Raw genomic sequence first — 18052 nt, forward strand, 5'->3', positions numbered from 1 at the left:
AGTGGGAGACACCCAAAGAATCCAGTTCCAACCGCTTCGCAACGCCCATCCGCCGCCATATGCGATTCCCCTACCCCTGGAGGGGAGGTAAGGGGCACGTCGAGCAAACCGGCTGCGATCCGTGGACGCTATCCGATCGCGATGCCGTTGCCGACGGTCCGGTTCAGGACCTGGGTCGATTTCTCGATGCGCTCGGCGGCGGCGTTCAGCGCGTTCACGACCGCGGTCTGGGTCATCCGGGCGCGCTCGACGGCGGCATTGCGGAAATCCCGCAGCTCGGTCAGCTCCTGCTCCATGGTGCGCACGCGGTTACCGACGTCGACCAGTTCGTCGCAGACGGTCAGCGCCGCCATCACGGTGAGGCGCGCATCGCCGATCTCGCCGAATTTTCCGCGCAGCGACTGAATCCGTGTCTCCAGGCTTTCGGCGAGCTTGAGCAGCCGCACCTCCTGGCCCTCCTCGCAAGCCATGCGGTATTGCCGGCCGTTGATGGTGACGTTGATGTGGCTCATCCGTCCTCTCCGGTATCGAGCACCGAGCGTATCGTGACGATTGCGGAATCCAGCCGGTCGGAGATGTCGCGATTGGTGCGCTCGAGCTTGCGCGCCTTCACCAGCGCGCCGTCGAGCTCGTCGGCAAGCCGCGAGCGATCCGCGCCCAGCGCCTGGATCCGCGCCGCGAGTTCGTTCTCGTCGCGATCGGCATCACGCCGCCGCTCCACCGCGCTTTCAAGCGCGTCGAGCGCCGCCATGAGTCTGCGGGTCGCGATCTCGATCTCGACGGCGGACGACTCCGTCATGGCAGAGCTGTTGGACACGCGATCGTTCATGCAGTCAGCGGCGGAACCTGTGGCCTTCACCCTGGGACTTGCCGTCCGGCAAAAGACTCGGTTCGGCAAGCGGTTAGAAGCAGAAATTTACGTGGCAAGCTAGCCGAGCGCAACGCCGCCGCGAAACTATGCACTGCTAAGCAACTTTTACGGCCAAACCGACGTTTGATTGCCTTGGACTCCCGGAACCGAGGTGCTATCCCAGCCCCGACCTTCAGCGGCCGCCAAGCTCCTCCCACGCGGCCCGCACCACCGCCAAGCGCCTCATTTCAGACGGATTTCAGACATGACGCAAGTCGACCACACCCGTATGGCCAACGCGATCCGTGGCCTCTCGATGGACGCTGTCGAGAAGGCGAAATCGGGCCATCCCGGCCTGCCGATGGGCGCCGCCGACATCGCCACGGTGCTGTTCACGCAATTCCTGAAATTCGACGCTGCCGCAACCGATTGGCCGGATCGCGACCGCTTCGTGCTCTCGGCCGGTCATGGCTCGATGCTGCTCTATTCGCTGCTGTACTTGACCGGCAATGCCGGCATGACGCTGGACCAGCTCAAGCAGTTCCGCCAGCTCGGCGGGTTGACCCCGGGCCACCCCGAGAACTTCCACACCAAGGGCATCGAGACCACCACTGGTCCGCTCGGCCAGGGCATCTCGACCGCGGTCGGCATGGCGCTCGCCGAGAAGATGCTGGGCGCCGAGTTCGGCAAGAAGATCGTCGACCACCACACTTTCGTGCTCGCCTCCGACGGCGACCTGATGGAAGGCGTGTCGCAGGAAGCGATCGCGATGGCCGGGCACTGGAAGCTCGGCAAGCTGATCGTGCTCTACGACGACAACGGCATCTCGATCGACGGGCCGACCTCGATCTCCGATTCCGTCGACCAGGTGAAGCGCTTCAAGTCCGCGGGCTGGGCCGCCGAGAAGATCGACGGCCATGACCAGGCCGCCATCGCCGCCGCCATCACCCGCGCGAAGAAATCCAACAAGCCGACGCTGATCGCCTGCCGCACCACCATCGGCTTCGGCGCGCCGCATAAGGCCGGCACCGCGAAGGCGCATGGCGAGGCGCTCGGCGCCGACGAGCTCAAGGCCGCCAAGGAAAATCTCGGCATCTCGCTCGAGCCGTTCTCGGTCCCTGATGACGTGCTGAAGGCCTGGCGCGCAGCCGGCAGCCGCGGCGCTGTGGCGCGGCAGGAATGGGAGGGCCGGCTCGGTGAGCTCGGCAGCCGCAAGCGCGCCGAGTTCGAGCGTCGCCTGCGTCATGAGCGTCCGGCCTCGCTCGCCAAGGCCGTGCGCGCGTACAAGAAGGAGCTCTTGGAAAAGCCGATGACCGCGGCGACCCGCAAATCCTCGGAAGCGGTGATCGAAGTCATTGCCGGCGCGATGCCGATGGAATTTCTCGCCGGCTCGGCCGACCTCACCGGCTCCAACAACAACAAGGCGAAGTCGGCGACCGCGTTCTCCGCCAAGACGCCGAAGGGCCGCTTCATCCATTACGGCATCCGCGAGCACGGCATGGCCGCCGCGATGAACGGCATCTTCCTGCATGGCGGCTTCGCGCCGAACGGCGCGACCTTCCTGGTGTTCACCGACTACGCGCGTCCTGCGATGCGTCTTGCCGCATTGATGGGCGCCGGCGTCGTCTACGTGATGACGCATGACTCCATCGGCCTCGGCGAAGACGGCCCGACCCATCAGCCGGTCGAGCATCTCGCCGCACTTCGCGCCATTCCGAACATGCGCGTGTTCCGTCCCTGCGATGCGATCGAGGTCGCCGAGTGCTGGGAGCTTGCGCTCAACCGCATCGACGGCCCGACCGTGCTGGCGCTGACGCGTCAGAACCTGCCGCAGCTCCGCACCAATGCGCCGAACGACAATCCGTGCGCGGCCGGCGCCTACGAGCTGGTCGCAGCCCAGGGCGAAGCCAAGGCGACGCTGTTCGCTTCGGGCTCCGAGGTCGAGATCGCGGTCGCCGCCCAGAAGCAGCTCGCCGAGCGCGGCATCGCGTCACGGGTGGTCTCGGTGCCCTCGCTCGAGCTTTTGTTAGCGCAACCAGAAGCCAAGCGCGCCGAGATCATCGGCAACGCGCCGGTGAAGGTCGCGATCGAGGCCGCGGTGCGCTGGGGCTGGGATGCCGTAATCGGCCAGGATGGCGATTTTGTCGGCATGCATTCGTTCGGCGCGAGCGCGCCGGCGAAGGATCTTTACAAGCATTTCGGCATTACCGCCGAGGCTGCGGTTAACGCCGTGCTGAAGCGCGTTTCCTGAGAGTTGAGCTTGCCAAAAAAAAGGACTACGTAACGTCTCATATGATCAAGCACCGCCCGGCCGAACCGGGCGTCCGCCTCTAAAAAACCCTCGCAGGCGCGCAAAGCGCGTTGTGCGGGAAGACGAACGTCATTGAACGGTCATAAGGAGATGAAACATGGCAGTCCGCGTCGGAATTAACGGTTTTGGCCGCATCGGCCGCAACGTGTTGCGCGCTATCGCCGAGTCCGGCCGCAAGGACATCGAGGTCGTCGGCATCAACGACCTCGGCCCGGTCGAGACCAACGCCCATCTCCTCCGTTTCGACAGCGTCCATGGCCGCTTCCCCGGCACCGTCATCGTCGACGGCGACTCGATCAGCCTCGGCGGCGGCAAGATCAAGGTGACCGCCGAGCGCGATCCCTCGAAGCTGCCCTGGAAGGATCTCGGCGTCGACATCGCGCTGGAATGCACCGGCATCTTCACCTCGAAGGACAAGGCCTCCGCACATCTGACCGCCGGCGCCAAGCGCGTGCTGGTCTCCGCGCCCGCCGACGGCGCTGACGCCACCATCGTCTACGGCGTCAACCACGAGACGCTGACCAAGGATCATCTGGTCGTCTCCAACGGCTCCTGCACGACGAACTGCCTTGCGCCGGTCGCCAAGGTGCTGAACGATCTGGTCGGCATCGAGACCGGCTTCATGACCACGATCCATGCCTATACCGGCGACCAGCCGACGCTCGACACCATGCACAAGGATCTCTACCGCGGCCGTGCGGCTGCGATGTCGATGATCCCGACCTCGACCGGCGCCGCCAAGGCGATCGGCCTCGTGCTGCCCGAGCTGAAGGGCAAGCTCGACGGCGTCGCGATCCGCGTACCGACCCCGAACGTCTCGGTCGTCGACCTCAAGATCGTCGCCAAGCGCGCCACCGACGCCAAGGAAATCAACGCGGCGATGAAGCGCGCCTCCGAGCAGCAGCTCAAGGGCATCCTCGGCTACACCACGGCGCCGAACGTCTCGATCGACTTCAACCACGACCCGCACTCCTCGACGTTCCACGAGGACCAGACCAAGGTGCAGAACGGCACGCTGGTGCGCGTGATGTCCTGGTACGACAACGAGTGGGGCTTCTCGAACCGCATGGCGGACACCGCCGTCGCGATCGCGAAGGTGATCTAAGGGGAGCGCAATGCTTCCTGCCTGGATCGGAATTCCTGGCGTCATTCTGCTGTTCGCATTGATCGCGTATGGCATGCGCCAGGGAGACAAAGTGACGACCAGGCAGGAAGGCAATCCACCCGAACGCGATGCGCAATAGCGTCGCCAGCTGACGAGTGATCAGGACATGGCCAGTTTTCGCACCCTCGACGACGTCGACGTGAAGGGCAAACGTGTGCTGCTGCGCGTCGATCTCAACGTGCCCATGGACAACGGGCGCGTCAGCGACGCCACCCGGCTCGAGCGCGTCGCGCCGACCATCACCGAAATCTCGGACAAGGGCGGCAAGGTCATCCTGCTCGCGCATTTCGGCCGGCCGAAGGGACGCGACCCCAAGGAGTCGCTCAAGCCGGTTGCCGAAGCGCTGTCGAAGGTCGTGAACAAGCCCGTCGCCTTCGCTGACGACTGCATCGGCGAGCCCGCAGCCACGGCCGTTTCCAGCTTGAAGGATGGCGACATCCTGTGCCTGGAAAATACCCGCTTCCACAAGGAAGAGGAAAAGAACGATCCCGCCTTTGTCGCGGAATTGGCGAAGCTCGGCGACATCTGGGTCAATGACGCGTTCTCGGCCGCGCACCGCGCCCATGCCACGACCGAAGGCCTCGGCCACAAGCTGCCGGCCTATGCCGGCCGCACCATGCAGGCCGAACTCGTCGCGCTGGAGAAGGCGCTGGGTTCGCCGACCAAGCCGGTCATCGCGATCATCGGCGGCGCAAAAGTCTCGACCAAGATCGACCTGCTCGAAAATCTCGTCAGCAAGGTCGATGCGCTCGTGATCGGCGGCGGCATGGCCAACACCTTCCTGCACGCCCAGGGCGTCGCGGTCGGCAAGTCGCTCGCCGAGAAGGATCTCGCCGCCACAGCGCTCCGCATCATGGAGAAGGCGGAAGCCGCCAATTGCGCGATCATCCTGCCGGTCGACGCCACTGTGGCCTATCACTTCGCCGCCAATGCGCCCTCGCATGCCTACGGGCTCGATGCGATCCCGGCCGACGGCATGATCCTCGACGTCGGTCCGCAGTCGATCGCGCGTGTCCATGCCGCCATCGACGATGCGGCCACGCTGGTCTGGAACGGACCGCTGGGCGCCTTCGAGATGCAGCCGTTCGACCGCGGAACCGTGTCGGCCGCCAAGCATGCCGCCGAACGTACCAAGGCCAAGAAGCTGATCTCGATCGCCGGCGGCGGCGACACCGTTGCGGCCCTCAACCAGGCCCATGTGGCCGGGCAATTCACCTATGTCTCGACCGCCGGTGGCGCATTTCTTGAATGGATGGAGGGCAAGCCCCTGCCCGGCGTCGAAGTTCTGCGCACCAAGTAATTAGTCGACACGTACCAAGCGGCCCGATAGGCCCAACCGGAGAAAAAAACACATGGCTCGGATCACGTTGCGTCAATTGCTCGACCATGCGGCGGAGAACGATTACGGCGTACCGGCCTTCAACATCAACAACATGGAGCAGGCGCTGGCGATCATGGACGCGGCCAACACGGTCGACGCGCCCGTCATCATCCAGGCCTCGCGCGGTGCGCGCTCCTACGCCAACGACATCATGCTCAAGCACATGATGGACGCGGTGACCGAGATCTATCCGCACATTCCGGTCTGCGTGCATCTCGACCACGGCAACGAGGCCGCGACCTGCATGACCGCGATCCAGGCCGGCTTCACCTCGGTGATGATGGACGGCTCGCTCAAGGCCGACGGCAAGACCCCCGGCGACTGGAACTACAATGTCGGCGTCACCAAGACCGTGACCGACATGGCCCATCTCGGCGGCATCTCGGTCGAGGGTGAGCTCGGCGTGCTCGGTTCGCTCGAGACCGGCATGGGCGACAAGGAAGACGGCCACGGCGCCGAAGGCAAGCTGAGCCACGACCAGCTCCTGACCAATCCGGACGAGGCTGTGAAGTTCGTCCAGGAGACCAGGGTCGACGCGCTCGCGATCGCGATGGGGACGTCTCACGGCGCTTACAAATTCACCCGCAAGCCGGACGGCGACATCCTCGCCATGAACGTGATCGAGGAGATCCACCGCAAGCTGCCGAACACGCATCTCGTGATGCACGGCTCCTCGTCGGTGCCGCAGGACCTCCAGGACATCATCAACGAGTTCGGCGGCAAGATGAAGCCGACCTGGGGCGTGCCGGTTGCCGAGATCCAGCGCGGCATCAAGAACGGCGTGCGCAAGATCAACATCGACACCGATAACCGCATGGCCATGACCGGCCAGATCCGCAAGGTGTTCAAGGAGCACCCGGAAGAGTTCGACCCGCGCAAGTACCTGAAGCCCGCGATGGAAGCCATGACCAAGCTGTGCAAGCAGCGGCTCCAGGAGTTCAACACCGCCGGCCAGGCCTCCAAGATCAAGAAGGTCCTGACCACCGCCGAGATGGCCAAGCGCTACGCCAAGGGCGAGCTCGACCCCCGCGTCGCGTAGCGATCGCGTGGTGGCGTAGGGCTCTCAGGGCCCCCTCTACCGTCATTCCGGGACACGCGAAGCGTGGGCCCGGAATCCATAACCACAGCCTGGGGTTATGGATTCCGGGCCTGCGCCGTTCGGCGCATCCCGGAATGACAGAAACCCTTTTACCCTGCGACGAACGTTAACTCGGCAATTGCCCGAGAACCGTCTATTTTCACAGGCATGGGCAGAATCGTTTTGGGAGGACCTCTCGATGAATCTGACTGAGCTCAACAGGATCGCGACCGCCGTGGTCACGCCCGGCAAGGGCATCCTTGCAGCCGACGAATCCTCCGGAACCATCAAGAAGCGTTTCGACGCGATCGGCGTGGAATCGACGGAAGGCAACCGCCGCGACTATCGCGAGATGCTGTTCCGCTCGAAGGAGGCCATGAGCCAGTACATCTCCGGCGTGATCCTCTATGACGAGACGATCTGGCAGGATGCGAAGGACGGCACGCCGCTGATCAAGCTGATCGAACAGAGCGGCGCCGTTCCCGGCATCAAGGTCGACGAGGGCACGCAAGCCCTGCCGATGTGCCCGGGCGAGCTCGTCACCGTCGGGCTCGACAAGCTCGCCGAGCGCCTGAAGAAGTATTACGAGCGCGGCGCGCGCTTCGCCAAATGGCGGGCGGTGATCGACATCGGCAGCGGGATTCCCTCGATGACGGCGATCAGCGTCAACGCGCATGTGCTCGCCCGCTACGCGGCACTGTGCCAGGCTGCGCAGATCGTGCCGATCGTCGAGCCGGAAGTGCTGATGGACGGCGATCACGACATCGACCGCTGCTATGACGTGACGAGCCGCGTGCTCAACAAGACGTTTCAGGAATTGCGGGTGCAGCGCGTCGCGCTGGAGGGCATGGTGCTGAAGCCGAACATGGCGATTTCGGGCAAGAAGTGCGCGAAGCAGGCTCCCGTCGAGGAAGTCGCGGAGAAGACCGTGCGGCTCTTGAAGGCGTGCGTGCCGGCGGCGGTGCCCGGCATCGCCTTCCTCTCCGGCGGCCAGTCGGACGAGGAGGCGACTGCGCATCTCAACGCCATGCACAAGCTCGGGCCGCTGCCCTGGGGGCTGACCTTCTCCTACGGCCGCGCGCTGCAGGCCGCGCCGCAGAAGGCCTGGTCCGGCAAGGCCGAGAATGTCGCAGCCGGCCAAAGCGCATTCAGCCATCGCGCCCGGATGAATGGCCTAGCCTCCAAGGGCGAATGGCAAAGCAGCCTGGAAAAGAAGGCAGCCTAGATCTTGTCGAACAAATCGCCTCCGCCGCGCCCGGCGCCGCGCCTCTATCTTGCGACGCCTGTTGTCGACGATCCCGCGACGCTCGTCGCCGACCTGCCGGACCTGCTCGCGTCTGCCGATGTCGCGGCGGTGCTGATGCGGCTGAAGGAGACCGACCAGCGCACCATGATCTCGCGGATCAAGGCGCTGGCGCCGGTCGTGCAGAATGCGGGTGCAGCCCTGCTCGTCGACGGCCATCCCGAGCTCGTCGCACGCGGGGGCGCCGACGGCGCGCACTTACCCGGCATCGCCGCGCTGAAAGAGGCGCTGCCATCGCTCAAGCCCGATCGCATCGCCGGAGTCGGCGGGCTGACGACGCGGCACCATTCCATGGATGCGGGCGAGATCGGCGCGGACTATTTGTTGTTCGGCGAGCCTGACGCGAAGGGCCAACGCCCGTCGCCCCAGGCAATCGCCGAGCGGCTGGACTGGTGGGCCGAGCTGTTCGAGCCGCCCTGCGTTGGCTTTGCCACCTCGCTCGAAGAGGCCCACGACTTCGCCGCCAGCGGCGCCGATTTCGTGCTGGTCGGCGAGTTCGTCTGGTCCGATTCGCGCGGTCCCAAGGCCGCGCTGATCGAGGTCGACGCCGCGATCAAGAAGGCCCATGCGACTGCGCTTGCGGGTCAGGAGCACGGCTAGCGCCCGACATGAAGCTTTCGCGCATCACCATCCTGGCCACGCTGCTGCTGACGGCGCCCGCGGCCGCGCAGCTCCAGATCACGCCGCCGGTGGCAACGCCGGGCGCTGTGCCTGAGAAACAGAAGCCCAAGCCGCCTCCGGCCGCCAAGAAGGAAGCTGCGCCGGCGCCAAAACCTTCGGCCTCGCCCAAGCCGGCCGCCTCCCCCAAGCCGGCGCTGCCCGCAACTGTGATCCCCGCACCGGCAACCGACAATCCCAATGTCGATCTGGTGTTCGGCGCCTATCAGCGCGGCCAGTACAAGACGGCGTTCGACCTCGCCACCGCTCGCGCCGCGACCGGCGATCCCAAGGCGATGACCATGCTGGGCGAGCTCTATTCCAACGCCATGGGCATCCGGCGCGACTACGCCAAGGCGCTCGAATGGTACAAGCGCGCCGCCGACGCCGGCGACCGCGAGGCGATGTTCGCGCTCGCCATGATGCGCATGTCTGGCCGCGGCGGCCCGGTCGACAAAGGTGAAGCGGTCAAGCTGATGGCATCGTCCGCCAAGCTCGGCGAGCCCAAGGCGGCCTACAACCTCGCCCTGCTCTATCTCGACGGCCAGACCCTGCCGCAGGACGTCAAGCGCTCCGCCGAGCTGCTGCGCCAGGCGGCGGACGCCGGCCTGCCCGAAGCTCAGTACGCGCTCGCGACCTTCTACAAGGAAGGCACCGGCGTGCCGAAGGACGCCGAGAGGTCGGTGCGACTGCTGCAGGCGGCCTCGCTCGCCGACAATGTCGATGCCGAGGTCGAATATGCCATCGCCATGTTCAACGGCACCGGCACGCCGAAGAACCAGCCGGCCGCTGTCGCGTTGCTGCGCAAGGCCTCCCGTCAGGGCAGCGCGATCGCGCAGAACCGCCTGGCCTGGGTGCTGATCAACGGCATGGGCACGTCCACGGACAAGGTCGAGGGCTTTAAATGGCATCTGGTGGCCAAAACCTCCGGCAAGGGCGATCCGGAGCTCGACAAGCAATTGTCCGACCTGCCGGCCGAGGACCGGGCCAAGGCCGAGGCCGCCGCCAAAAAATGGCTCGGGACCAAATGACTTGACGCAATGACTTGACCTTGGGGCCCTCGCAGGGCACCCAATCCTTCAAACAGGCGCGATTTCGCGCCATTTCCCCCGATCAAGACCAGAGCACATGCTGTATTCCGCCACTATCAACGTCATGGTCAAGGCCGCGCGCCGCGCCGGCCGCAGCCTCAAGCGCGATCTCGGCGAGATCGAGCATCTCCAGGTCTCGCTGAAGGGGCCGGCCAATTTCGTCTCGCTGGCCGACAAGCGCGCCGAGGAAATCCTCTATCAGGACCTCGCCAAGTCCCGTCCCGGCTACGGCTTCATCGGCGAGGAAGGCGGCACGCGGGAAGGCTCCGACAAGAGCCACACCTGGATCGTCGACCCCCTCGACGGCACCACCAACTTCCTGCACGGCATCCCGCAATTCGCGATCTCGATCGGCCTCGTGCGCGAGGGCACGATCATTGCCGGCGTGATCTACAACCCCGCCAATGACGAGCTCTACATCGCCGAGCGCGGCAAGGGCGCCTTCCTCAACGACCAGCGCCTGCGCGTGGCCGGCCGCCGCCAGCTCAACGAATGCGTGGTGGCCTGCGGCCTGCCTCATATCGGCCGCGGCGACCACGAGGAATTCCGCCGCGAGATGACCGCGATCCAGGACCGCGTCGCAGGCCTGCGCCGCTTCGGCGCCGCCTCCCTCGACCTCGCCTTCGTCGCCGCCGGCCGCCTCGACGGCTACTGGGAGCGCAACCTGCAATCCTGGGACATCGCCGCCGGCATGCTGATGGTGCGCGAAGCCGGCGGCACCGTGAGCGACATCGCGACCCCAGGCGATGCGCTGGTGACCGGCCACGTCGTGTGCGGCAACGAGTTCGTGCACGGGGAGCTGGTGAAGATTTTGCGGAAGTAGGCGTCCAACGGCTCGACCTGCAACGATTAAGAGTCGTCTTCGTCGGATTCCTCGACCCGATATTCACCGCCAATGGTCAGACCTTCGATGGTCGTGGCGCCTTTCGGCTTGATCACCCGGCGAAGCGGGACCGAACTCTCGCTTCGCAATGCCTCCATCAACTGCTCCGAGTGGGTGACAATCCAGATGTCCGCGCGGCATGACGCCTTGGCGATCAGCCGCGCCAATGGCGCAAGTAACGACGGATGTAGGCTGGTCTCCGGTTCGTTCAGCGCGATGAAAGGCGGCAGCCGATAGCCCATGAATACCGCAAGCAGGCAGATGTATTTCAGCGTCCCATCGGACAATTCGTGAGCCTTGAACGGCCGCGGCATATCCGCCAGTTGCAAATCAAATTCGCACAAACCGCCTTCCTCCCAAGCGCGGAGCTCAGCGCCCGGGAATGCATCCTGGATCGCGTCCTGCAGGTCGGTTGCGTCTTCCCGAATGGAATAAAGTGTCGCCAGGGCGGCGGCCAAATCGCTTCCGTCGGCGCTGAGCGAGGGCGTCGTGATCGCAAGGCAAGGCTTTCGTATCGGTGATGCCGGATCGGTGCGAAAGTCGTGATAGAAGCGCCAGCCCAGCATTGCGTTTCTGATCAAATCGATTTCGGGGCATTCCCTACCATCGGAAAAGCCCGCGAGCGCCGTCTCGGACGGCAGCACCGCGTCCTTGTGGCTGCTCCATGCGCCGCTCTCGCCGCGGATGCTGACGAGCGAATTCTTCCGCTCCATCAGCTGAACCGTTCGTTTGCCCTGTGCTGCCTCGATACTTTCGGCCTTGATCATCGGCTCGCTGGAAAACGCTGCCTCGAGCGGGCCAGGAAATCCGATCTCAATGGAATATCTGAAACGGTCGAATTTGGCCGACAACCGCAGTCGCCCATCTTCGCCGCGTTTGCGGATGCCGGACCAGCAGACTGAATTCAATCCGCCTTCGTCGGCGATCGTGCGCGTGATCCGCCCGCTTGCCGCATCGCGCAGGAGCGACAAGGACTTGTAGAGATTGGATTTGCCGACACCATTCTCGCCCACAAACACGGACAGGGGGTGGATTGGTATGGAGAGCCGCCGAATGGAGCGATAGTTCGAGATCGCAATTTCGGTCGGACGCATCACATGCTCTCAATCGGCAGGTGTGCATTGGCGGCGCAGCGCGAATACACCTGCTTTCAATCCAGGGATGCAGTCTGGATCGACGCTCCCGCGAAAGCAAGCCGAACGCCTTCTTGACGTCGCGCGACGTGGAGGCCGCTAAATCGCGGCCTCCGGTCTCGTGTCATACTAGCCGATTACCACGCCACCCATTTGCGGCCGTGCCAATAGCCGCGGCCCTCGTGCTCGCGGAAGGCAAACTTCTCGCGCGGGCCCCAGTGCCAATTGTCCTCATGGACGACGACGCCCGCTTCGTGAGGAAAATCGTAGGCCTCATGCGTGTGCCAGCAGGTGTGGCCCTTACACACGATCGCCGCCGACGCGGTGAAGGTCGACATCATCAGCACGCCGGTGCCGACAGCGGCAGCGGAAAGGATCTTCTTCAACATTTGGACGTCTTCTTCTCCGTGGAACCCCTAACCCCGCGGAAAACAGATTTGCCGACGTCCGGTTCCATCAGAGAACGTGAAGCTTTCGTAAGGATCGGAGCGCCTTCACCTATGGCTTCACCCGCGCCGGCGGGCCGTACGCTTCGCTTTCGTTCGCAGCCTTTGGCTCCCGATCCCCCGCCAGCACGCGCTGCACCGAGACGAAGAACACCGGCACCATCAGCAGCGCCAGGATCACCACCGCGATCATGCCGCCCATCACGATGCTGCCGAGCGCTTGCTGGCTGGCGCCGCCGGCGCCGTGAGCGATGGCCATCGGCAGCACGCCGCAGATGAAGGCAAGGCCGGTCATCAGGATCGGGCGGAAGCGCAGGCGGCAGGCTTCGATCGTGGCTTCCACCAGCGGCTTGCCTTCCTTGCGCAGATCCTTGGCGAACTCGATGATCAGGATCGCGTCCTTTGCGGCGAGGCCGATGATGGTGATCAGACCGACGGTGAAATAGACGTCGTTGGGCAGGCCGCGCAGCATCGCCGCGGCCACCGCGCCGACGATGCCCAGCGGCACGGTGAGCAGCACCGCGAGCGGAATGGTCCAGCTCTCGTACAGCGCGGCAAGACACAGGAACACCACGAACACCGACAGCGCCAGCAGGAACGGCGCCTGCGAGCCCGACAGTTTTTCCTGGAGCGACTGTCCGGTCCATTCATAGCCGAAGCCGCGCGGCAATTTGCCGGCAAGCCGCTCCATCTCGTCGATCGCGTCGCCCGAGGTGAAGCCGGGTCTCGCCTCGCCGGAGATGCGCACAGCGGGATAATAATTGAAGCCCGCGATCTGCGTCGGGCCGCGCGCCCATTCGACCGTGGCGAAAGAGGAGAACGGCACGAGCTGGCCACGGCTGTTCTTGACGTTGTAGTTGAGGATGTCCTCGGTCCGCATGCGGTCGCGGGCATCCGCCTGCACCACGACGCGCTGCATGCGGCCGCGGTTCGGGAAGTCGTTGATGTAGTTCGAGCCGAGATTGGTCGAGATCGTGTTGTTGATGTCCTCGAAGGTGACGCCGAAGGCGCCGGCCTTCTCGCGGTCGATCACGAGATTGACCACGCCTGCCTCGGGCAGGCCCTCGATATAGACCTTTTGCAGCACGGGGCTGGCATTGGCCTCCGCGATCAGCTGGTCGGCGGCGCGCATCAATGCCGGATAGCCTTTCTGGCCGCGGTCCTGGAGGCGGAACGAGAAGCCCGAGGAGTTGCCGAGATTGTCGATCGGCGGCGGCTGGAGCGCCGAGATCTTTGCATCGCGGATCGAAGACGACAGATCGCGGTTGATGTCGTTGACGATCGCGGCGGCGGAGTCCTTCGGACCGCGCTCCGACCAGTCCTTCAGCGTGATGAAGGCCTGCGCGGTGTTCATGCCCTGGCCGGAGAAGCTGAAGCCGGTGAGGAAGGTGACATCCTTCACGCCCGGCCGCTCGGCGAGATATTTCTCGACCTTCTCGATGACGGCCTCGGTGCGGGGATACGACGAATCCGACGGCGTCTGCACGTCGGTGGTGACGAAGCCCTGGTCATCGATCGGCAGGAAGCCGCCGGGCAGGCTGACGAAGGCCCAGGAGAGACCAACCAGCAGCGCGACATAGACCAGCATCAGGCGGCCGGTTCGCTTCAGCGAGAAGCCGACGGTGCGGGAATAGCCCTCCTTGCCGCCTTCGAGCATGCGGTTGAACCAGCCGAACACGCCCCTCTTCGCATGACCGTGGCCGGCCGCGACGGGCTTGAGCAGGGTCGCGCACAGCGCCGGCGTCAGCGACAGCGCGAGGAAGGCGGAGAAGCCGATCGCGGCGACCATGGTCACCGAGAATTGGCGGTAGATGATGCCGACCGAGCCGGGGAAGAACGCCATCGGCACGAACACCGCCATCAGCACCAGCGTGATGCCGATGATGGCGCCCGATATCTGCGCCATCGCCTTCCGCGTCGCTTCCTTCGGCGGCAGACCCTCCTCGGACATGATGCGCTCGACGTTCTCGACCACGACGATGGCGTCGTCGACGAGGATGCCGACCGCGAGCACCATGCCGAACATCGAGAGCATGTTGATGGAATAGCCGGCGAGCAGCAGCGTGGTACACGCGCCCAGCAGCGCCACCGGCACCACGATGGTCGGGATGATGGTGTAGCGGATGTTCTGCAGGAACAGGAACATCACCACGAACACCAGCACCACGGCTTCGACCAGCGTCGTCAGCACTTTCTTGATCGAGGCCTCGACCACGGGCGTGATGTTGTAGGGGATCTCGTAGGAGATGTTGGCCGGGAAGAAGCGCGAAAGCTCCTTCATCTTCTCCTCGACCGCGCTCGCGGTCGCCAGCGCGTTGCCGGTCGGCGACATCAGCACGGAGAGGCCCGCGGTCGGCTTGCCGTTCAGGCGGGTGTTGAACTGGTAGCTGAGGCCGCCGACCTCGATGCGTGCGACGTCGCGCAACCGCACGGTCGAACCGTCGGCATTGGCGCGCAGGATGATGGAACCGAATTCGTCCGGCGAGGAGAGCTGGCCCTTGACCAACACCAGCGAGGAGGTGCGCTGGCTCGAGGTCGACGGCTCGGCGCCGATGCTGCCCGAAGCGACCTGTGCGTTCTGCGCGGCAATCGCCTTGTTGACGTCGTCCGCGGTCAGCCCATAGCCGACGAGCTTTGCCGGATCGACCCAGACGCGCAAGCTGCGTTCGGTCGAATAGAGCGTGGCGCGGCCGACGCCGGGGATGCGGCGGATCTCGCCGAGCACGTTGCGGATCATGAAGTCACCGAGGCCGACTTCGTCGAGGCTGCCGTCGGTCGAGTTCAGCGTGATGATCTGGAGCACGGCGCTCGAGGCTTCCTCGATCAGGATGCCCTGCTGGATCACCGCGCGCGGCAGGCGCGCTTCGACGCGCTTGATGCGGTTCTGCACCTCGACGGAGGCGGCGCTGGTATCGGTGCCCGGCTGGAAATTGGCGATGATCTCGACCTGGCCGAGCGAGTCGCTGGTCGATTCGAAATTGAGGATGCCGGAGGCGCCGTTGAGCTCCTCCTCGATCAGCCGCGTGACGCTGTTGTAGAGGTTTTCGGGCGAGGCGCCGGGATAGCTGGTCGAGATCGAGATCGAGGGCGGCGCGATGATCGGATATTGCGCGATCGGCAGCAGCGGGACCGCAATCGCGCCGATCAAGCAGATGAACAGCGCGACCACCCAGGCGAAGATCGGCCTGTCGATGAAGAAACTCGCCATGGCGCGTTACCGCGTGAGCTTCTGGGCGTGCCGGTTGTCCGCGGTCGCGTCCGCTTCCGACCAGGATCGCGGCTTCACCTTGTCGCCGGCCGCGAACTTCTGGAAGCCTTCGACCACGACCTTGTCACCGGCCTTCAGGCCCTCGGTCACAAACCAGAGTCCGTCCTGCACCGACCCTGTGCGCACGGGCTGCACCGCGATGTGGTTGTCGTCCTTGACGACGAACACCTCGCTGCCGCCGCCGCCATTGCGCTGGATCGCCTGCTGCGGCACCGCGATCGCGTCGCTATCGAGACCCTGGTCGATGCGGACGCGGACATACATGCCCGGCAGCAGCTCGCGCTTGGGATTGCGGAATTCGCCGCGCAGGGTCACCTGGCCGGTATGGGCATCGACCTTGGCGTCGGAGAACAGCAGCTTGCCTTCGAGCGAATAAAGGGTGTTGTCGTCGAGCACGAGGTGCACCTTGGCGGCATCGGCCGCGATGCGCTCGAGGTCGCCGGTCTCGAAGGCGCGGCGGAGCTGGTTGAGCTCGGTCACCGACTGGGTGAAGTCGGCATAGATCGGATCGAGCTGCTGGATGCTGGCGAGGTTGGTCTCGTTCTGCACCGCGAGCGCACCCTCGCTGACCAGCGCCGCGCCGACAACGCCATCGATCGGCGCGCGCACGGTGGCATAGTCGAGATTGAGTTTTGCGCGCGCGAGTTCCGCCTTGCGGCCTTCGACCTCGGCTTGGGCCTGACGTTCGGCCGCGACCGCCTTCTCGTTCTCGGCCTCGGGCGCGGCGCGCTGGCTGGTGAGCGTCGCGATGCGGTGCGCCTGCTGCTTGGCCTGCATCAATGCGGCCTCGGCCTTGGCGACCGCCGCCTCGTTCGCCATCACCTCGACCTCGAACGGACGCGGATCGATCCGATAAAGCGCATCGCCCGCCTTCACCTCGCTGCCCTGGCGGAACAGGCGCTCGACCACGATGCCGGAGACGCGCGGCCGCACGTCGGAGACGCGCGTCGGCGCGATGCGGCCCGGCAGCTCGCGCACCACGGCACGCGGCTGCGGCTTCACGACGACGATGCTGACATCAGGATCGGCGGGCTGGACCGCGGAAACCGCAGAGGCGGACTCGTCACAGCCCGCGAGCAGCGGCGCTAGGGCCGCGAGCATCATTGCAACGCATGCCGATCGCGCGCGAAGTCCTGACATGAAGTTAAGTGCCCCGATGTTGTTGAAACTGAAACCACGCTCCGCACGAGCCCGTTCTGGGCGAATCCACGCGGCTGATGCCGTCAAAATAGAACGTACTTGCTGCGACGCAACGCATTGCGCGGGCGGCTCAATGCCACATGACCTATCGTGCTGAGTTCAGGGCGCTTTTAGGGACTCACCGGATTGTGAGTCTGGTTCCATCATCGCGCGCTGCGACAGAATATCGCAATCACGCGGAAGCCTTCATCCGGTAGTGGCTGACACCCCATTCGGTTCCATCGGCATAGCCGAACAGGCCTGATGTCGCGAGGAAGAACCAGCGCCAGCGCCGCATCCACAAAGCGGTCTCCTCGCCATAGACCTTGCGCAGGGACGCTTCGATCGTGTCGCGACGCGCATCGAAATTGGCGAGCCAGTCGTTGGCGGTACGCTGATAGTGCGTTCCGCTCCAGCACCATTCCTTCTCGATCGTGAAGATGTCGCCGAATTGCCTGACGAGGTGATGGCTCGGCATCAACCCATCCGTAATGACATGCTGCGCGATCCAGTCCCCGCGATTGGTGCGGTCGAACAAATGAGAGCCGGAGCGATGGGTGACGATGTGCATGAAGAAGCGCCCGTCAGGCGCGAGCCATGACCGCACGCGCGTCATCAGCTTGCGCCAGTTCATCATCTGCTCGAACATCTCGACCGAGACGATGCGGTCGAATTGCCCATCGGGCGCGAACACGTTCATGTCCGCGGCGACCACGCGCAGGTTCAGGAGCCCGAGCAGCCGCGCCTGCTCCTCGACACAGGACCGCTGGGCCTGCGAGTTCGACACCGCCGTCACCTTCGCATGCGGAAACCGCCGCGCCATCCACAGCGACAGCGAGCCCCAGCCGCAGCCGAGCTCGAGGATGGTCTGGCCGTCGGCGAGACCGGCGTGCTCGACGGTCTGGCGCAGCGCCTCCTCCTCCGCCTCCTGCAGGGTGCTCGCATCGGACTTGTAGAAGCAGGACGAGTATTTGCGGTTGGGGCCGAGCACTTCCGCAAAGAACGAAGCGGGCACCTCGTCATGCCCGGCATCCGCGTCCTCGGCGATCGGCCGCAGGATCATCCGCCCGGCGAAGGCGGCATCGTCGGCAGGGCCCAGCGCGGACAAGCGCGTCGCCGTGCGCGAGCACAGACGCTGGATCGCGGCGCGAATCACGACGTCCGGCAGCGGCACGCGCTCGGCAGTCCCGATGATCGCGGAAACGACGCTCATGCGACCACTCCGTTGGTCAGCTCTCGTTGGGGCGGCGGTGGAAAGATCGGGCAGGTTCGGGCGTTGCCACCCACCCGGCGGGCTCTGAGGTCCA

General features: G+C 65.0%; 16 protein-coding genes. 9 read left to right on the forward strand and 7 right to left on the reverse strand.

Going from position 1 to position 18052, the window contains the following annotated elements:
- Positions 1 to 128: 128 nt before the first annotated feature.
- Together JQ627_RS25460 and JQ627_RS25465 are read right to left on the reverse strand one after the other, a co-directional pair.
- Positions 129 to 512, reverse strand: a complete 384-nt coding sequence (locus tag JQ627_RS25460; protein WP_028150902.1) for a cell division protein ZapA — start codon at positions 510 to 512, stop codon at positions 129 to 131.
- Positions 509 to 829, reverse strand: a complete 321-nt coding sequence (locus JQ627_RS25465; protein ID WP_212486845.1) for a DUF4164 domain-containing protein — start codon at positions 827 to 829, stop codon at positions 509 to 511. The genes JQ627_RS25460 and JQ627_RS25465 overlap by 4 nt, the downstream gene beginning before the upstream one ends.
- 286 nt (positions 830 to 1115) lie before the next feature.
- On the opposite strand from JQ627_RS25465, the gene tkt reads away from it, so the two are divergent.
- From tkt to JQ627_RS25505, 9 genes are all read left to right on the forward strand, one after another.
- On the forward strand, positions 1116 to 3101 hold the full coding sequence (gene tkt / locus JQ627_RS25470; protein ID WP_212486846.1) for a transketolase: 1986 nt from the start codon (positions 1116 to 1118) through the stop codon (positions 3099 to 3101).
- Between the two features lie 157 nt (positions 3102 to 3258).
- Complete coding sequence (gap, locus tag JQ627_RS25475) at positions 3259 to 4266, forward strand: type I glyceraldehyde-3-phosphate dehydrogenase (RefSeq protein ID WP_212486847.1); 1008 nt, start codon at positions 3259 to 3261, stop codon at positions 4264 to 4266.
- 10 nt (positions 4267 to 4276) lie between these two features.
- Positions 4277 to 4405: a hypothetical protein gene (locus JQ627_RS39540; protein WP_283817134.1), complete on the forward strand. Its 129-nt coding sequence runs from the start codon at positions 4277 to 4279 to the stop codon at positions 4403 to 4405.
- Positions 4406 to 4432: 27 nt separating this feature from the next.
- The gene (locus JQ627_RS25480; protein ID WP_212486848.1) at positions 4433 to 5626 is read left to right on the forward strand and encodes a phosphoglycerate kinase; all 1194 of its coding nucleotides are present in this window, start codon (positions 4433 to 4435) and stop codon (positions 5624 to 5626) included.
- Positions 5627 to 5678: 52 nt separating this feature from the next.
- Positions 5679 to 6746 (forward strand): class II fructose-bisphosphate aldolase, encoded by a 1068-nt coding sequence (fba, locus tag JQ627_RS25485; protein WP_212486849.1) that lies wholly within the window; start codon positions 5679 to 5681, stop codon positions 6744 to 6746.
- Between the two features lie 238 nt (positions 6747 to 6984).
- Positions 6985 to 8010 (forward strand): class I fructose-bisphosphate aldolase, encoded by a 1026-nt coding sequence (locus JQ627_RS25490; RefSeq protein WP_212486850.1) that lies wholly within the window; start codon positions 6985 to 6987, stop codon positions 8008 to 8010.
- Positions 8011 to 8013: 3 nt separating this feature from the next.
- Positions 8014 to 8688 (forward strand): thiamine phosphate synthase, encoded by a 675-nt coding sequence (locus JQ627_RS25495; RefSeq protein WP_212486851.1) that lies wholly within the window; start codon positions 8014 to 8016, stop codon positions 8686 to 8688.
- A gap of 8 nt (positions 8689 to 8696) precedes the next feature.
- Positions 8697 to 9776 carry a tetratricopeptide repeat protein gene (locus JQ627_RS25500; protein ID WP_212486852.1) on the forward strand — a complete coding sequence of 360 codons (1080 nt, stop codon included), beginning with the start codon at positions 8697 to 8699 and terminating at the stop codon, positions 9774 to 9776.
- Positions 9777 to 9873: 97 nt separating this feature from the next.
- Positions 9874 to 10659 (forward strand): inositol monophosphatase family protein, encoded by a 786-nt coding sequence (locus JQ627_RS25505; RefSeq protein WP_212486853.1) that lies wholly within the window; start codon positions 9874 to 9876, stop codon positions 10657 to 10659.
- A gap of 26 nt (positions 10660 to 10685) precedes the next feature.
- Here JQ627_RS25505 and JQ627_RS25510 read toward each other — a convergent pair whose 3' ends face one another.
- From JQ627_RS25510 to JQ627_RS25530, 5 genes are all read right to left on the reverse strand, one after another.
- On the reverse strand, positions 10686 to 11813 hold the full coding sequence (locus JQ627_RS25510) for an AAA family ATPase (protein ID WP_041956196.1): 1128 nt from the start codon (positions 11811 to 11813) through the stop codon (positions 10686 to 10688).
- Positions 11814 to 11989: 176 nt separating this feature from the next.
- Positions 11990 to 12241 carry a hypothetical protein gene (locus JQ627_RS25515; protein WP_028157444.1) on the reverse strand — a complete coding sequence of 84 codons (252 nt, stop codon included), beginning with the start codon at positions 12239 to 12241 and terminating at the stop codon, positions 11990 to 11992.
- Between the two features lie 109 nt (positions 12242 to 12350).
- A complete protein-coding gene (locus tag JQ627_RS25520) occupies positions 12351 to 15506 on the reverse strand; it encodes a multidrug efflux RND transporter permease subunit (RefSeq protein ID WP_212486854.1) in 3156 nt (1051 codons plus the stop codon).
- 6 nt (positions 15507 to 15512) lie between these two features.
- The gene (locus JQ627_RS25525) at positions 15513 to 16706 is read right to left on the reverse strand and encodes an efflux RND transporter periplasmic adaptor subunit (RefSeq protein ID WP_212486855.1); all 1194 of its coding nucleotides are present in this window, start codon (positions 16704 to 16706) and stop codon (positions 15513 to 15515) included.
- Between the two features lie 232 nt (positions 16707 to 16938).
- The gene (locus tag JQ627_RS25530) at positions 16939 to 17958 is read right to left on the reverse strand and encodes a cyclopropane-fatty-acyl-phospholipid synthase family protein (RefSeq protein WP_212486856.1); all 1020 of its coding nucleotides are present in this window, start codon (positions 17956 to 17958) and stop codon (positions 16939 to 16941) included.
- Between the last annotated feature and the right edge of the window lie 94 nt (positions 17959 to 18052).

The sequence above is a fragment of the Bradyrhizobium liaoningense genome (genome assembly GCF_018130785.1).
GTDB lineage: Bacteria > Pseudomonadota > Alphaproteobacteria > Rhizobiales > Xanthobacteraceae > Bradyrhizobium > Bradyrhizobium liaoningense_A.

Coding starts and splice junctions, on each gene's coding strand:
- JQ627_RS39540 (WP_283817134.1), top strand. CDS start 4,277: ATGCTTCCTGCCTGGATCGGAATTCCTGGCGTCATTCTGCTGTTCGCA.
- JQ627_RS25525 (WP_212486855.1), bottom strand. CDS start 16,706: ATGTCAGGACTTCGCGCGCGATCGGCATGCGTTGCAATGATGCTCGCG.
- JQ627_RS25480 (WP_212486848.1), top strand. CDS start 4,433: ATGGCCAGTTTTCGCACCCTCGACGACGTCGACGTGAAGGGCAAACGT.
- JQ627_RS25515 (WP_028157444.1), bottom strand. CDS start 12,241: ATGTTGAAGAAGATCCTTTCCGCTGCCGCTGTCGGCACCGGCGTGCTG.
- JQ627_RS25460 (WP_028150902.1), bottom strand. CDS start 512: ATGAGCCACATCAACGTCACCATCAACGGCCGGCAATACCGCATGGCT.
- JQ627_RS25520 (WP_212486854.1), bottom strand. CDS start 15,506: ATGGCGAGTTTCTTCATCGACAGGCCGATCTTCGCCTGGGTGGTCGCG.
- tkt (WP_212486846.1), top strand. CDS start 1,116: ATGACGCAAGTCGACCACACCCGTATGGCCAACGCGATCCGTGGCCTC.
- JQ627_RS25490 (WP_212486850.1), top strand. CDS start 6,985: ATGAATCTGACTGAGCTCAACAGGATCGCGACCGCCGTGGTCACGCCC.
- JQ627_RS25510 (WP_041956196.1), bottom strand. CDS start 11,813: ATGCGTCCGACCGAAATTGCGATCTCGAACTATCGCTCCATTCGGCGG.
- gap (WP_212486847.1), top strand. CDS start 3,259: ATGGCAGTCCGCGTCGGAATTAACGGTTTTGGCCGCATCGGCCGCAAC.
- JQ627_RS25500 (WP_212486852.1), top strand. CDS start 8,697: ATGAAGCTTTCGCGCATCACCATCCTGGCCACGCTGCTGCTGACGGCG.
- JQ627_RS25530 (WP_212486856.1), bottom strand. CDS start 17,958: ATGAGCGTCGTTTCCGCGATCATCGGGACTGCCGAGCGCGTGCCGCTG.
- fba (WP_212486849.1), top strand. CDS start 5,679: ATGGCTCGGATCACGTTGCGTCAATTGCTCGACCATGCGGCGGAGAAC.
- JQ627_RS25505 (WP_212486853.1), top strand. CDS start 9,874: ATGCTGTATTCCGCCACTATCAACGTCATGGTCAAGGCCGCGCGCCGC.
- JQ627_RS25465 (WP_212486845.1), bottom strand. CDS start 829: ATGAACGATCGCGTGTCCAACAGCTCTGCCATGACGGAGTCGTCCGCC.